Here is a 15,763-nt window from a genome sequence, read left to right as displayed (position 1 = left end):
TTATATTGTTCAAACGAATAAAAAAGAATTTTTTAGACGTTAACGTTATTTACCGCGAGGTTTGCCTCTGCCTGCCCCAGGACCTTTACCTTTGCCTTTTGCTGGTGGCTTATCAGACCATTCGCGAAGGGCCAGACGCTGGCCTGCAACGCGGGTGCCCTGTAAGGTTTGGCGGGTGTCTGCCGGCATTCCTTCCGGTAAATCTACGGTACTGAAATTATCATATATTTCGATAGCGCCAATGTGTTTGCTGTCGATATTGGCTTCGTTAGCAATGGCGCCTACGATATTACCGGGCTTAACACCGTGTACATGACCCACTTCGATACGGAAGCGTTGCTTGCCTTCATCCGGGCGACGACTGTCACGGGGTGACTTACGGCGTGCATCACGGCCTCTGCCACCATCACGGTCGCGGCGGTTACCACCATCAAAGTCACGGTCACGACGGGGCTTGCTGTGCAGGTCCGGACGGTCAGATTCTTTTAGCAGTAACGGCTCGTCACCCTGGGCAATTTTTACCAGTGCGGCCAGCAGTACTTCCGGGCTGGCTTCGATTTCTTCGCGCAGCATATCCACAATTGGCATCAGGTTTTCAATGCTGTCGTCTTTGGTGGCCTCTGAGATACTTTGTTTAAAGTTGCTCAGGCGCGTTTCGTTTAATTCCGTGATCGACGGAATCGGCATGGCTTCGATGGTCTGGCGGGTCGCCCGTTCGATCGATTGCAGCATGCGCTTTTCGCGGTGAGAGATAAACAGAATAGCATCACCGGTTCTTCCGGCACGGCCGGTACGACCGATACGATGTACATAGCTTTCTGTGTCGTATGGTACGTCGAAGTTAATTACGTGGCTAACACGTTCTACGTCAAGACCACGGGCTACTACGTCGGTGGCAACCAGAATATCAATCTTGCCTTGCTTCAGGCGATCAACAGTACGCTCCCGGGCGTTCTGCGGAATATCCCCATTCAACGGCTCCACATCATAACCCCGTGCGGCCAGTTTCTCGGATAATTCCAGCGTTGCGGTTTTGGTGCGCACAAAGATGATAACCCCGTCGAAGGGTTCCACTTCCATAATACGCGTCAGCGCTTCAAGTTTGTGGTGACCGGCAACCTGGCAGTAACGCTGGCGGATAGTGCTGGCGGTACTTACCTTGGAGGCGATTTTGACATGCTTGGGATCTTTTAAATAACGCTCGGTTATTTTTTTGATTGGCCCTGGCATTGTTGCTGAGAACAACGCCGTCTGACGTTCTGCCGGAGCATGGCTTAAAATGAGTTCTACGTCATCGATAAAACCCATGCGGAGCATTTCGTCGGCTTCGTCGAGAACCAAAAATTTCAGCTGGTCGAGTTTAAGCGTACCGCGTTTAATGTGATCGATAACCCGACCCGGGGTGCCTACAACAACCTGAACGCCGCGCTTTAACTGGCGGATCTGGTTATCGTATGACTGACCACCGTAAACCGGTAGTACGCGGATTTTTTTAGAAAAACTGGCATAAGCCTGGAACGCTTCGGCCACCTGGATTGCCAGTTCGCGGGTTGGTGCAAGTACCAGCAGTTGCGGGTAGTTGCCTTCGATGTCCAGGTTAGCCAGCATGGGCAGTGCGAAGGCTGCCGTTTTACCGGTACCGGTTTGCGCCTGACCCAACAGATCGTGTCCGTTCAGTAGTAACGGAATACTTTCCGCCTGAATTGGCGACGGTTTCTCGTAGCCAACTTTCTCCAGGGCTTGTAAGATAGGCTGCGGAAGATTAAGGTCTGTGAAGGTCAGTTCGACATTTGTGGTCATTAAATTACGGATCCTGAATAACTCGGATGGGGCATAGCAGAAAAGCCAGCTGATTATTAAAACACTATTATAGGCCAATAGTAGTGTGGATACCACGTCTGATTGGTATTAGTCGCTGCAACAATACGGAAAGTCTGAGAATCATTTGCAAGGTAAGCTTTATGAAAAGAAAGTCATTTAATCGTAACGCGGTGTTAGCTGCTGTAATGCTGGGAATTTCCAGCCTGTCACTGACCGGCTGCGGTCAGAAAACCAGTGAAGAACACATGCTCGCAGCACGTCAGTTTGTTGAGGCGAAGGATAACCAGTCGGCCATTATCGAATATAAAAGCGCCATTCAAAAAGACCCGGAGGATCCCAACGCACGGTTTGAACTTGGCCAGCTCTATCTGCAACAAAAAGACTTTGCAGCCGCGGAAAAAGAGCTTAACCGTGCCCTGGATCTTGGCTATGAGGTCAGCGAAGTGCTGCCACTCATCACCCGGGCCTATCAGGAAACCAATTCAGAAGTCGCCTTGTCAGAGATTAACCACAACGTGGATGGTCTGACGCCGGTTAAACGGGCCGAGGTAACGTACTACAAACTGGAAGCCCTGCTGCGACTGGAAAAAAACAAAGAAGCCCGGGTCCTGCTTGACGACATTGCACAAATAGACACATCGAGCGTGTATAAGGGGCTATCGTTGGCGCTCGGTAAAGTACTCGACGACGATTATGAAGGCGCATTACAAGCCATCAATACCCTGCATCAACAAGCACCGTTGAACAAAGACGTGTTAATGCAGCAAGCTCGGTTGAATATGTATTTACGCAACCTGGATGCCGCTGTTACCGCATACGATGCGTACCTGGACGTAGCGCCGGATGATACCGAAACCAAATTTATCCTCGCCGCTATTCTGATGGACGCCAAACGTTTTGAAGACGCAGCGCCATTAGTTGATGATCTGCTCGAAAAAAGTGCTAATAACCCTTTGCTTAATCAGTTTAAGGGTGTCATTGAAGCTCGCGAGGGCAATTTCAGCGTGGCCCTTAAGCACCTCGAAACGGCAATTCAGAATGGCCGCAATGATCCGTTGGCCCGTTTGTTAGCCGGCTTCAGTGCTTATCAGCTTGAAGACTATGCTGCCACCACACGCCATCTGTCGATGATTGCCTCCGACTTACCACCGTCTCATGCGGCACTGCGGATGCTGGCAAACAGCTTGCTGCAACAGGGCAAAAATGAAGAAGCGACCGATATCCTGGCCAGAGTCGATGGCGAAGCCGAAAATGATGCCATGCTGTTTTCCAAAGCCGGGTATCAGTTACTGCAAAGCGGTAACGTGGTCGACGCTAAGGCGATGATTGAAAAGTCGGTGCCTATTGCTACCTCGGCAGAAGACTTAACCCGTATCGGGGTATTACAGCTGTCGATTAACGATGCCGAAGGTCTGGTTAATCTGGAAGCTGCAGTAGAGCGTGCACCAGAACTCACTATGGGCCAGCAAACACTGGCCAATGCCTACATTGCTACCAGGCAGTTCGATAAAGCGCTGGAAGTGGCAGAAAACTGGCAGAAAGCCGAACCGCAAAATGCTCAGCCCTGGCTGGTGAAAGGGCAGGTTTACCTTGCTCAGCAAAACTACGAGGCCGCCGAGGCCGCCATTACCAAAGCTGAGGCATTAGACAGCAACAGCATAAAAGCTAAAATTCAGCGGGTCTCGCTGGCCATGGTGCAAAAACAGCCACAGCAGGCGCTGGATGCTATTAATCAGGCGCTCACTATCGACCCAACCGATCAGGCATCGCTGGCGCTACTTTACATTGTGCAAAAGCAAACCGACAAAGCCAACGAAGCGGTGAATACCATTCAGGAAGTGGTTGCCCGTCACCCGGACGACGATGTACCAAAAACCATTCTGGCCAGAGTCTATCTGGCCGAAAAACGGGTTGCCGATGGTATTGAGCTTATTGAGCAGGTCAAGCTTGACGACGATACGCCCGACTTATACTGGGATACCAGAGGCCGGTTATTGCTGGCGGGTTCGCGGATAAACGAAGCGAAAGCGCATTACGAGGCATGGCTGAATGAACAGCCAAATCATAAAACCGCTGTGCTGGGTATGGCTATGATCCTTGATTTGCAAAGCCGCTTCCAGAATGGTGTGGAGTTGACCGCGGGCTTTTTAGAAAAGCGCCCGGACCGGCAAATTGAAATAGTCAAAGCGCATTTTCATGCCATGTTGCGGCAAATTCCGCAAACCGAAACCATCCTTAATCAACTGTCGGAGCAAGAAAAGCAGTTACCTTACGTTAAGGGGATCAGAGCACGGTTACAGCTTTACCGTGATAATCCAACCGCAGCCATTCCCAATGCACTGGCTGCGTATGAGGCCATTCCGAATACCCGCAACCTGCTGTTAGCCATGGCTGCCCACGAAATGGCTGATCAGCCAGACAAAGCTTTTGAGCTGGTTACAGTATTCAGAGAAAACAACCCGGACAACACCCAGGCGATGCTGCTGTACGCAGAGCGACTTATTCAACGGGATCGTAGCGAAGCCATCAATGTGTATCGTCAGCTTGCTAAAAAGCAACCGGAAAATGCCATCGCACTCAATAACCTGGCTTACCTCGAACATCAGGAAGGCATGCTCGATGACGCTGAAGTTCATGCACGCCAGGCGCTGAAAGTCGTACCCCAGGCCCCGGAAATTGCTGATACCCTTGCTCAGGTACTTATCGACAAGGGCGAAAAGGAAGAAGCCAAGGCGATCTACGACGGTGTGATGTCTGAACAGGTGCGCAGCGATGAAATTTACCTTAACTACATTGAACTGTTGCTGAAAATGGATTTAACCCCGCTGGCAAAACGTCGCCTGGCTGATCGTATTTTTGATGCGGCCGATTCCAAAGCCCGGGTAGCCGAATTGGAACAGCAATATAACCTGTAAGCTTTACTGTGGTGATACAAGTGCCGACTTGTATCACCCATCCACTGGTTGCTCAGCTTAGCAGCCAACTATCGCCGGGATCCGGCAAAATGCCCCGGCAATACTCAACCTGCTCCTGTTTTTGTGCCATGATAATAAATGACACGATAATAAAAAGAGCGCATTAAATGACACTCATTAAATCCCTCCTCACCCTAACAGTGGGGGCTGCATTATTTATAGCTTCGCCTGGCGTTGCTAAAGACTATGGCCGTGCTATTGAGCCCGACAGAACCGTAGCCACTGAACACAAAACCAGTATTAATGGCACCAGGATTACCTACACCGCCACTACTGGAACCCAACCTGTGTGGAATGAAGAGGGCGATGCAGTTGCTTCTTTGCATTACACCTATTACAAGCGCAGTGATGTGAAAGATGACAGCACCCGCCCGCTGGTGATTAGTTTTAATGGCGGACCAGGCTCCGCCTCTGTGTGGATGCACATTGCCTATACCGGGCCGGTGATTCTGAACATTGATGACGAGGGCTACCCGCTGCAGCCTTACGGCGTGAAAAAAAATCCTTATTCCATTCTGGATGTCGCCGACATTGTATACGTTAACCCGGTGAACACAGGCTACAGCCGCGTCCTGAAAAACAAAGAGGGCGAGCTACCTTCTAAAGACGCCCAAAAAGAGATGTTCTTTGGTGTTAATGCCGACGTTAAGTACCTGGCAGAATGGTTAAATACCTTTGTTACCCGCAATAACCGCTGGCGCTCACCCAAATACCTGATTGGCGAAAGTTACGGGACCACCCGGGTTGCCGGCCTGGCGCTGGCATTACAAAACAGCCAGTGGATGTATCTGAACGGCGTGATACTGGTATCGCCAACAGATCTTGGCATTAAGCGTGATGGCCCGGTAAACGTAGCAAACCGATTGCCCTACTTTGCTGCTACCGCCTGGCACCATAAACTGTTGGCGCCTGAGTATCAGAATATGGCGCTGGAAGAATTTCTGCCTCAGGTTGAAGCCTTTGCGCTGAATAAGCTGTTGCCGGCGGTTGCCCGGGGCGGCTTTATCAGCAAAACAGAAAAACAAGCGATTGTTGCGCAGGTGGCAGCCTATTCAGGACTATCAGAGCAAGCCGTAGAGCAAAATAATCTGGATGTGAGCCCTTGGTATTACTGGAAGGAACTGCTTCGTGAAGAAGGTAAAACGGTCGGTCGCCTCGATAGCCGTTATCTGGGAATTGATGGCAAAGACAGTGGCAGTCGGCCGGACTACAATGCCGAACTCACTTCATGGCTGCACTCGTTTACGCCGGCACTCAATTACTATTTACGTGAAGTGCTGAATTATAAAACCGATGTGAAGTACAACATGTTTGGTCCGGTTCATCCCTGGGATCGCAGTAACGACAAAACCGGTGAAAATCTTCGCCTTGCTATGGCGGCTAACCCTTATCTTAACGTTATGATCCAATCGGGTTATTATGATGGCGCGACGAGTTACTTCGACGCGAAATACACGCTATGGCAACTGGACGCCAGCGGTAAAATGAAAGGCCGCCTGAGTTTTAAAGGTTACCGCAGCGGCCATATGATGTATCTGCGCCATGAAGATTTGAAAACGGCCAATGATGACATCCGGGCGTTTATTAAAGCCTCTCTGCCCGGTAAAAATAAAGCGGCTAGATATTCACGGTAAGTGGGTTTAATACGTCGCCTTGATACCGGCCGTTAGCCGGTATCAGTTATTCCTGCTTCCCGGAAAGCACGCAGTGCTTATCCGGGATTTCCAGAACCGACTGGCTCAGCGATTTAAAGTGCGATTATTCCTTTCGCTGCATGCCATCAATTTTCTCTTCCAGCCGTTGCAGGTGAGCGGCGATATCATTGATGGTCGGTTCATCTTTGTGGGCTTCACGGTATGCCTTAGCGTTTTCTTCTTCCATTACATTGACCACAATACCAATCACCATATTTAAAAACGCGAAAGCGGTGAAAAAGATAAAGCTCAGGTAGAAGAACCAGCTTAACGGATAGACCTCCATGGTTTCGTACATTACATCTGTCCAGTCTTCAAAGGTCATCACCCTGAACAGGGTGAGCAGTGAAATGGTAATGTCGCCCCATAGTTTAGGGTTGATGTCTTCAAATAGCGTACTGCCGATGGCCGCGTAAATATAAAAGATGATAAACATCAGCAGCATCACATAGCCAAGCTGAGGCAAGGCCTTCATCAGGGAAACCAGAAGTATTCTTAATTCCGGAATGATAGAGATCATCCGCAGCACTCTGAAAACCCGCACCAGTCGGGCTATCAGTGCAGTATCGCTGTTTTCCAGTGGTAATAAACTGACTAATACAATCAGCGTATCAAACCAGTTCCAGAAGCTTTTAAAGAAATCGACTTTGTTTTTCTCACCCAAAAAACGAATGGTGATTTCTATTAAAAAGAACGCGCTAATCAGCCAGTCGAGTACATTGGTGACCTGATTAACGGTACTCGGCATGTCGTAGGTTTTTGCTCCTACCAGTAACGCCGAAAATAAAATAACTGCAATAACAAAAAGTTCGAACACTTTATTGGTTCGAACCTGTTCAAATTTGTGCTGTAGATGAGATGCCTTCATGGTCAGTTAGTTTCGTTTGAGAATCGTGAAATAAGACTATATGATTGTGAAATATCAATTTTTCAGGCCGTATCATGGACGACAGCAGTGAAAGTTTGCAAGCTAAATTAGCGCAACTGGCAGAACAATTAAATAACCATGCGCCGAGTGTTGAAGAGACCCTTAAAATTAAGGCGTCTATGGAAGAAATCCTGCAACGTCTCGAGGCCATACAGTTTATATCTAAACCCTGATAAATCATCGTGCAATAAAAAACGCGCCGCAAGGGCGCGTTTGTTGTGTATTGTAAAGCGAATTACTCGCTGTCCATTGGCGCATCTTTCAGGCCCTGACTAATTAGCTCAAGGTCACTGGCGGTCAGATTACCAGCCGCTTGTTTTAGCGTCACCATCGCCTGAATAAAGTCATAACGCGAACCAGACAAGTTAGCGCGAGCGTTGAAAAGATTACGGGTGCTGTTGAGTACGTCAACAATAGTACGCGTACCCACATCAAAACCCGCCTCAGTGGCTTTTAATGCACTTTCGGCTGAAAGCACAGCTTGTTCTAGTGCGCGTATAGTCGAAATGGCAGCCTTCACATCGTTGTACGAACTGCGTACTGACTGAACGGCCTGACGATGGGCAAGTTCTAAATCTTCACTGGCACTGATAAACAACGCGCGGGCACGATCCGTTTGCGCCGATACCTGACCGCCCTGGTAAATAGGTACGGACACATTTACACCAATGCTCTGACTATCCTGAAATGGCGTTTCGTCAATGAAAAACGGTGATGAAACTTCGGTTTTTGAGCTGCCATACGATGCAGACAGGCCAAGCGTTGGGTAGTGACCCGCTGTGGCAATGTCGATTTCCATCTTCGCTACATCCATGGCCAGACGCTGCGCTAGTAGGGTCAGGTTAGACTCTTCGGCGATGTCCAGCCATTCAGTAACGGCCTGCGGCGATGGTGATGAGGCGGAAAAACGCTGGGTATCCAGCACGTCCAGACGGTCGTGATATTTACCGGTAATCACACGCAGTGCTTCACGGGCCAGCTCGATGTTGTTTTCTGCGACAATTTCCTGAGCAACAGTATTGTCGTAATTGGCCTGCGCTTCGTGCACGTCGGTGATGGCAGTTAAGCCCACTTCAAAACGTTGTTTGGTTTGTTCCAGTTGGCGTTCGATGGCACGTTTCTCTGCCTGCACAAAATCCAGGTTGTCCTGGGCACGCAATACATCTAGGTAAGCCGTAACGGTACGGACGATAAGTTGTTGTACTGCGGCAGCGTACGTGGCATCGCTTTGCTCTGCGGTTAATTCAGCCTGGTCCAGACCTAACCAGCGAGAGTGGTCGTATAACGACATACTGAGGTCAATGCCCCAACTGGTCGAGTCAAGGTCAACATCTACGTCAAAAATTTCGAAGGTCGGGTTGCCGTTTTCATCTTCACGTTGAATGTTCTGGGTAGATTCACTGGTAGACGTGGAATATCCCAGTGAACCTGAAATTTGTGGTAACAGCGCGGCACGGCTAATTGGAATAGCCTGATAAGCGGCGTCGCGTTGTGCTTTTGCACGATTAACAACCGGATCGTTGGCCATGGCTTGTTGATAAACGTCCAATAAGCTATCTGCTAATACCGGTGTGGTCATTCCCAGACCAAGCATTAGCGATAAAAGTGTTTTTTTCATGTTTGTGCCTTCAATCTCAACTGTGTTTACTAACTAAATGGGTGATATGGGTAGCAAAATTACGCTAGTATGGTTAACGGGTATGCCTTTGCCCGAACCATGCACCCAAATGACGATCTCACTTCTATTACATTGGTGTACTTTAAAAAAATCACATAATAAAAGACACAACTAAGTCGTAACAGAGCTTGCGTAAGTGTAACAGAATATGTGTCTTCTTTGTCTGAGCGTGTTTATACGAAAATTATATATACACTCATGATCGTAAATACTCAATCGCGTATATTAACTGGTTTAACCAATAAATGAGAATGCAATGACAGCGAAAATTCAACGTTTCAACTCAGAAGACGTCAAAATCGCGGCAATTGAACCCTTGTACGAAGGTTTCTTCACGATGGTTCGCTACGACTTTTCGCACAAGAAATACGACGGTACCTGGACCGGAAACATCAGCCGGGAAATCTTCGAACGGGGCCACGCGGTTGCCGTGCTGCCATACGATCCGGTTCGTCAGGAGTTTGTGTTGATTGAGCAAATTCGGATTGGTGCGTTGCCCACCACCAATTCTCCGTGGCTAATTGAGATTATCGCCGGCATTATCGACGAAGGGGAAAGTCAGGAATCAGTCTGTCACCGCGAAGCGCAGGAAGAAGCGGGAATTGCACTCACTCACCTTACTAAAGCTCTGAGTTACCTGGCGAGCCCGGGTGGCACCACCGAAAGGTTGCATGTGTACGTGGCCTGCACCGATGCGGCTAATGCGTCCGGCGTGCACGGACTGGAGTATGAATCAGAAGATATATTAGTCCACCGCGTGGCAGAAGACTCAGCCCGTGAGTGGCTCGAATCAGGTAAAATAGACAACGCTGCAAGCATAATTGCGTTACAATGGTTTTTTATGAACAAACACACTTTGTTAGAGCAGTGGCAGTCCGGTGACCAGTAACAAGCGTAAATATGTCCCTAATTTACCCACCTTGCAGGCAATCTGCGAGCGTAATTATGTGCATCTGTTAAATCTGTTACCCGACTGTGATACCGAAGATCTGACCTACCGGTTTACGGCCGGACTGGGGTTATCTTACCGTATTCAGATTATTGAGTCGGCACGATACACCAGCACCATTTTGGTGGAGCAGGTAAATGTGTCCACGCCCGGTTACCTTAAACCATCCATGACAGTACGGCTGTACCATGATGCGCGAATGGCAGAGGTGACCTCCAGTCAGAATGCCGGTGCGCTGGCACCTTCTTATGAATACCCCAATGCCAAAATGCGTCTTCGCAACGAAAAACACATGGTGAATTTATTTTTAACCGAGTGGCTGCATTTTTGTTTAAATCACAACGCACAACCTATTGCCTCAACCTGAATGAAGCTGATCCAAATATCTGACTGTCATTTGTTTGAATCACCCGAATTATCCGCCTACGGTGATATTAATCCCGCTCAATCTCTTACTGCTGTGCTGATTGCTGCTCTTGAGCAACAACCGGACGGTCTGTTATTTACCGGAGATATCTCCGGCGACGACAGCTGGGCCAGTTACCAGTTGTTTCTGAGTCTGCTGAACCGATGGGGCGGGGAGATACCATGGCGGGTGATCCCCGGCAATCACGATAATAACGCCTATTTTGACCAGACGCTTAAAGCCAACTGGTTACAGGCTAATGCGCCCTGGGTACTTGAAGGCAAATATATTCATGGCCTGGATACGCGACTTGAGGGTACGCTTGGTATGGTTGATGAGAGGCAACTGGCCAGTGTTGCAGCTAGTATTGCTACTGCACCCGATGCCGGGCACCTGCTGGCAATTCACCATCATCCGGTTGCCACGGGCAGCTGGATGGATAATCATGCGCTGCAAAATACTGTCGCGCTTGCCCGCTGGCTTGCAGAGTACCCGGTGAAAGCCGTATTACATGGTCACATTCATGCCGACAATCAGGCTCAGCTTAGCGATACGCCGGTACTTGGCGTGCCTTCTTCGTGCTGGCAGTGGCAACTCTCCAGCAAATTTGGCCTGGCCAGCGAAAAACCAGGCTTTCGGGTAATTGAATGGGCAGAAAATGGTACTTTTACCTCCCGCATACACCGGATAACGCAATAAAACAGGAGTCGTCATGGCGTCGATACTTTATCTACATGGATTCTTAAGCTCTCCAAGCTCGTTAAAAGCCAATCAAACCCGGGCGTATCTGCTGCACCATTATCCGGACACTTCCTTTATCTGCCCGGAATTAGCTAATAGCCCGGCCGAACTCGAGGCGCAATTGCAGTCGCTGCTAAAAGACCATCCGGAGTTACTCACCGGGGGCCTTAAAGTGATAGGTAGTTCTATGGGCGGCTATCTGGCAAGCTGGTTAATCGAGCAATACGGTGGCAGAGCGGTGCTTATCAATCCGGCGGTAACGCCGTTTGAGTTGCTCAAGGATTATCTCGGCGAACATGAAAATCCCTACACCAATAAACGTTTCGTTCTTACCGAAGATGACATTGGCCACATCCGCGAGTTTTATCAGCCGCAGCTGCGTCATCCAGAGCACTATAAGGTGCTGCTGCAAACCGGCGACGAAACCCTTGATTATCGCCAGGCAGTTGAGCATTACGCCGGTGCAGATGTGTATATAGAGGATGGCGGCGATCACAGTTTTGTGAATTACGAAGCGCACCTTGAGGGAATAATGGCTTTTCTGAATTCGGCCGACGCAACCTAAAGTTAGGTCAAATTGCGCTTCTACCAGACCCCTGATAACATCAGTTAAAAGGTTGTTCTGGTGGCGTCTGCTTGCAATGCTGCCAGCACAACACGTGTGCAGCTCAAACGAAGAATAATCACAACAATGTCGAATCAATATAATTCAGATGCAATTGAGGTCCTAAATGGTCTGGAGCCGGTTAAACGGCGTCCGGGAATGTACACAGACACAACCCGCCCGAATCACCTGGGTCAGGAAGTGATCGACAACAGTGTGGATGAAGCGCTGGCGGGGCACGCCTCGAATATCAAAGTAGTACTGCACGAAGACCAGTCCCTGGAAGTGGTCGATGACGGTCGTGGTATGCCTGTTGATATTCACCCGGAAGAAAAGATCTCCGGCGTTGAGCTTATCATGACTAAGCTTCATGCCGGCGGTAAATTTTCCAATAAAAACTACGAGTACTCCGGTGGTTTACACGGGGTGGGGATTTCGGTGGTCAACGCGCTGTCTAACCGGGTGGAAGTGACCATTCGTCGCGACAGTCAGGTGTATTTCATCGCCTTCGCCGATGGCGACAGAGCTGAAGACCTCAACGTTATCGATACCTGCGGCCGGCGTAATACCGGCACCAGCGTGCGCTTCTGGCCCGATCCGCAATATTTTGATTCGGCAAAGTTTTCTGTAGCAAAACTGTGCCATAACCTGCGTGCAAAGGCGGTTCTGTGCCCCGGTCTGCGGATCAAGTTTGAAGACAAGATCGGCAAAGAAACGCACGAGTGGCATTATGAAGACGGTTTACAGGATTACCTGATAAGCGCCGTTAAAGATTACATTACCGTGCCCGACGATGTGCCCTTCACCGGCAGCTTTAGTGGTAACGGCGAGGCGGCTGACTGGGCTGTAATGTGGTTACCGGAAGGTGGCGAACTGACCACCGAAAGTTACGTAAACCTGATTCCTACCGCTCAGGGTGGTACACACGTTAATGGCTTGCGGCAGGGCTTGTTAGAATCTATGCGTGAGTTCTGTGAATTCCGCAGTCTACTGCCACGCGGGGTTAAATTAACACCCGATGATATCTGGGATCGCTGTGCATATATTCTTTCTACCAAAATGCACGATCCGCAGTTCGCCGGCCAGACCAAAGAGCGACTGTCCTCGCGCCAGGCGTCGGCGTTTGTTTCTGGCGTGGTTAAAGATTCATTCAGTCTGTGGTTGAATCAGCACACCGACATCGCCGAAGCGTTGGCCGAAATGTGTATCAACAATGCACAGCGCCGCCTGCGTCAGAACAAAAAGGTCGCCCGTAAGAAGGTGACTCAGGGCCCGGCGTTGCCAGGTAAATTAACCGATTGTGGCTCGCAGGATATTACTCAGTCTGAACTGTTCCTGGTGGAAGGAGATTCCGCTGGTGGTTCTGCCAAGCAGGCTCGCGATCGCGAATTTCAGGCCATCATGCCGCTACGCGGTAAAATACTTAACAGCTGGGAAGTGGACTCCGGGCAAATACTCGGCTCGCAGGAAATTCACGATATTTCCGTGGCGCTGGGGATTGATCCCGACTCCGAAGATTTAACCGGTTTGCGTTACGGTAAAATTTGTATTTTGGCCGATGCTGACTCAGACGGTCTGCATATCGCTACCCTATTATGCGCGTTATTTGTGCGTCACTTCCGTGCGTTGGTGAATGCTGGTCATGTGTACGTTGCCATGCCGCCACTATTCAGAATCGATGTGGGCAAGGAAGTGTTTTATGCGCTGGATGAAGCCGAAAAACAGGGCATTCTGGATCGCATCGAAGCAGACAAAAAACGTGGCAAAGTAAACGTACAGCGCTTTAAAGGCCTTGGTGAAATGAACCCGTTACAACTGCGCGAAACCACCATGGATCCAAATACCCGTAGGCTGGTGCAATTAACGGCTGACGATAACGATGAAATGCTCGAAATGATGGATATGCTCTTGGCCAAGAAACGCAGTGGTGACCGTAAAACCTGGCTGGAAAGCAAAGGTAATCTGGCCGAGGTAGTGTAATGGCAAACCCGGGAGCAGCGCTGCAGGCAATTTTATTCGACCATGATGGTACGCTGATAAATTCAGAGGCGGTTCATTTTAAGTTGTGGCAGCAAACCCTCGCGCCTTATGATGTTGAATTAACCGACGCTTACTATAACGAGACCATGGCGGGTGTGCCCACTTCACAAAATGGCGTGGATGTGGTGCGGGATTTCAAGTTGTCGGCTGAGCCCGCGGCGTTAGCCGATACGAAAACCCGGCTGACCGAAGAACATCTGCAAAAAGCGCCCTTCCCGTTAATGCCTGGCGCGCTGGAAACCATGACGCTCTGTCATGAGCTGGGGTTACGTATTGCCATCGTGACAGGCGGCAGCAAGTATTCGGTGCAACGCACCCTGGAATGTTATGGCTTTGCCGACTGGGTGGAGTGTGTAGTAGCGGTAGAGGACGTTGAGCACAGTAAACCAGCGCCCGATTGTTACTTAATGGCTTTGGAGCACATGGGGCTGACAGCAGAGCAGGCGATGGCAGTGGAAGATACCGAGCACGGTCTGGCTGCCGCGGTAGCGGCAGGACTGCAATGTGTGGCGATACCTACTGAACAATCCATGGGCCATGACTTTTCTGCCGCGGCCGCAGTATATCAAAGCTTGTCTGCGTGGACTAATGAGCAATTTAGCTAACTAACCAACCCGGTGCTGATAGGATATCCAAAAACATGTTCGGCCGACTCCTGTTTATTATTGTATTGCTGTTTGTTGCCGCGCTAACCCTGCTTGCCGTGCTGGTGGTAGACGGCTCGCCTAAGGTCAGTCGCGTATCTGCGCAGCAGGTCGATAACGCCGAAACAGTGCACGCTTTGCTCCGCCAGTTAAAAAACAGCCTTGAAGAGCGCCATTCACAGCAGCGCGTTGAGGTGTCTCAAGCACAGTTTGAAAGCCTGATGGGGTTTGCCCAGCGCGCCTTGCCCGGTTTTAACGGGGCAGTAGAGGTAGAAGCGCAGCAAACCCAAATTGCTGCCAGTATTGCGTTGCCGGCGCCGGCCGATGATTTTTACATTAACCTTTCTGCCCAGGTGTTTCCGGGGGAGGGTGTTAATATCGAACACGTTAGGATTGGTAACCTGGTGGTGCCGGGAGATACTGCCTTATCCAGCGCGGTATGGCTGGTGGATCGTTTTACCAGCAGTGATGTAGCCAGTACGGCTGCAAATCAGATCACCCAAATCACTATGTCTGATGAACGACTGGTACTGGATATGCGCCCGCTGGATGAATTACTGCAGCAAATCGATGTGGCGCGGGAAAACATCAGTACCGGGGTCGATGCACTAGGCGAACTAACTACCGATTATCTGGCTTACATTAATGGTTCGCCTTTAGGGCGTTCGCCGTCGCCGCAGTCGGTTGCTAATTACCTTAACCTGATGCTCAGCCGGGCCGCTTCACTGAGTGAAGAGGGCGATCCGGTAATGCATAATCAGGCTGCGCTGCTGGCTTTAGCCATCTTTCTGGGCGATCACAGGATCAGCGGCCTGGCCGGGGCAAGTCAGCCACAAGGAGAGTCGCCGGTTGAGTCTAAAGCGCCGGCCGTGCTGGCCCAGCGTAACGACCTGGCTCGTCACTTTACCATTTCTGCAGCCTTGCAAATTCTTTCCCAACAAAACATGACCCTGGCCATTGGCGAATTTAAGGAACTGATGGACCGGGCTATGGGTGGCAGTGGCTACAGTTTTGTTGATCTGGCGGCGGATATGTCGGGAATGGCGTTTGCCCGTATTGCTACTCAGCCAGACAGCGCGTTGCGACTCCAGGAGCTGGCGCAACAGGGTCTTCGTGAGCGGGATATTCTGCCCTACATCGGAGGCTTACCTGAAGGGCTAAGCAAGCAGGCGTTTCGGCACCGTTACAGCGAGGTAGACAGCCCGGCATACCGAAAACAGGTCGCTGAGATTCAACAGCGTATTGATAACCTGCCGCTGTACCAGTAATCGCGGCAGCCCATA

Annotated in this window: 13 protein-coding genes; 10 read left to right on the top strand and 3 right to left on the bottom strand. The window is 50.1% G+C overall.

Going from position 1 to position 15,763, the window contains the following annotated elements; all coding sequences use genetic code 11:
* Positions 1-45: 45 nt before the first annotated feature.
* Entirely contained in the window at positions 46-1,800 is a 1,755-nt protein-coding gene (locus AC566Q_RS21335; protein ID WP_499610573.1) for a DEAD/DEAH box helicase, read from the bottom strand.
* 161 nt (positions 1,801-1,961) lie between these two features.
* On the opposite strand from AC566Q_RS21335, the gene prsT reads away from it, so the two are divergent.
* Together prsT and AC566Q_RS21325 are read left to right on the top strand one after the other, a co-directional pair.
* A complete protein-coding gene (gene prsT / locus AC566Q_RS21330; protein WP_499610569.1) occupies positions 1,962-4,736 on the top strand; it encodes an XrtA/PEP-CTERM system TPR-repeat protein PrsT in 2,775 nt (924 codons plus the stop codon).
* 167 nt (positions 4,737-4,903) lie between these two features.
* Positions 4,904-6,430 carry a S10 family peptidase gene (locus AC566Q_RS21325; RefSeq protein ID WP_499610566.1) on the top strand — a complete coding sequence of 509 codons (1,527 nt, stop codon included), beginning with the start codon at positions 4,904-4,906 and terminating at the stop codon, positions 6,428-6,430.
* Positions 6,431-6,554: 124 nt separating this feature from the next.
* On the opposite strand, the gene AC566Q_RS21320 is transcribed toward AC566Q_RS21325, so the two are convergent.
* A complete protein-coding gene (locus tag AC566Q_RS21320; protein WP_499610564.1) occupies positions 6,555-7,358 on the bottom strand; it encodes an ion transporter in 804 nt (267 codons plus the stop codon).
* 74 nt (positions 7,359-7,432) lie between these two features.
* Between AC566Q_RS21320 and AC566Q_RS21315 the strand changes: the two genes are divergently transcribed.
* Positions 7,433-7,591 (top strand): hypothetical protein, encoded by a 159-nt coding sequence (locus AC566Q_RS21315; RefSeq protein ID WP_170308447.1) that lies wholly within the window; start codon positions 7,433-7,435, stop codon positions 7,589-7,591.
* 62 nt (positions 7,592-7,653) lie between these two features.
* Here AC566Q_RS21315 and tolC read toward each other — a convergent pair whose 3' ends face one another.
* The gene (gene tolC / locus AC566Q_RS21310) at positions 7,654-9,036 is read right to left on the bottom strand and encodes an outer membrane channel protein TolC (RefSeq protein WP_105934271.1); all 1,383 of its coding nucleotides are present in this window, start codon (positions 9,034-9,036) and stop codon (positions 7,654-7,656) included.
* 316 nt (positions 9,037-9,352) lie between these two features.
* Here tolC and nudF point away from each other — a divergent pair, with 316 nt between their 5' ends.
* From nudF to AC566Q_RS21275, 7 genes are all read left to right on the top strand, one after another.
* Positions 9,353-9,985: an ADP-ribose diphosphatase gene (nudF, locus tag AC566Q_RS21305; RefSeq protein ID WP_499610560.1), complete on the top strand. Its 633-nt coding sequence runs from the start codon at positions 9,353-9,355 to the stop codon at positions 9,983-9,985.
* A complete protein-coding gene (locus tag AC566Q_RS21300) occupies positions 9,975-10,412 on the top strand; it encodes a DUF1249 domain-containing protein (RefSeq protein WP_499610557.1) in 438 nt (145 codons plus the stop codon). Before nudF ends, AC566Q_RS21300 begins: the two co-directional genes overlap by 11 nt.
* Positions 10,413-11,150, top strand: coding sequence for a metallophosphoesterase family protein (locus AC566Q_RS21295; protein WP_499610552.1), 738 nt, complete (start codon positions 10,413-10,415; stop codon positions 11,148-11,150).
* Positions 11,151-11,163: 13 nt separating this feature from the next.
* Positions 11,164-11,757, top strand: a complete 594-nt coding sequence (locus AC566Q_RS21290; protein WP_499610549.1) for a YqiA/YcfP family alpha/beta fold hydrolase — start codon at positions 11,164-11,166, stop codon at positions 11,755-11,757.
* Positions 11,758-11,883: 126 nt separating this feature from the next.
* Positions 11,884-13,776, top strand: a complete 1,893-nt coding sequence (gene parE / locus AC566Q_RS21285) for a DNA topoisomerase IV subunit B (protein ID WP_499610546.1) — start codon at positions 11,884-11,886, stop codon at positions 13,774-13,776.
* Entirely contained in the window at positions 13,776-14,441 is a 666-nt protein-coding gene (locus AC566Q_RS21280; protein WP_105934276.1) for an HAD family hydrolase, read from the top strand. The genes parE and AC566Q_RS21280 overlap by 1 nt, the downstream gene beginning before the upstream one ends.
* 35 nt (positions 14,442-14,476) lie before the next feature.
* Positions 14,477-15,748, top strand: coding sequence for a hypothetical protein (locus AC566Q_RS21275; protein ID WP_499610542.1), 1,272 nt, complete (start codon positions 14,477-14,479; stop codon positions 15,746-15,748).
* The last annotated feature ends 15 nt before the right edge of the window (positions 15,749-15,763 follow it).

The organism is Alteromonas sp. H02, assembly GCF_059682525.1.
Note: the sequence above shows the minus strand (reverse complement) of the source record. Positions and strands in the feature narration are given on the sequence as shown.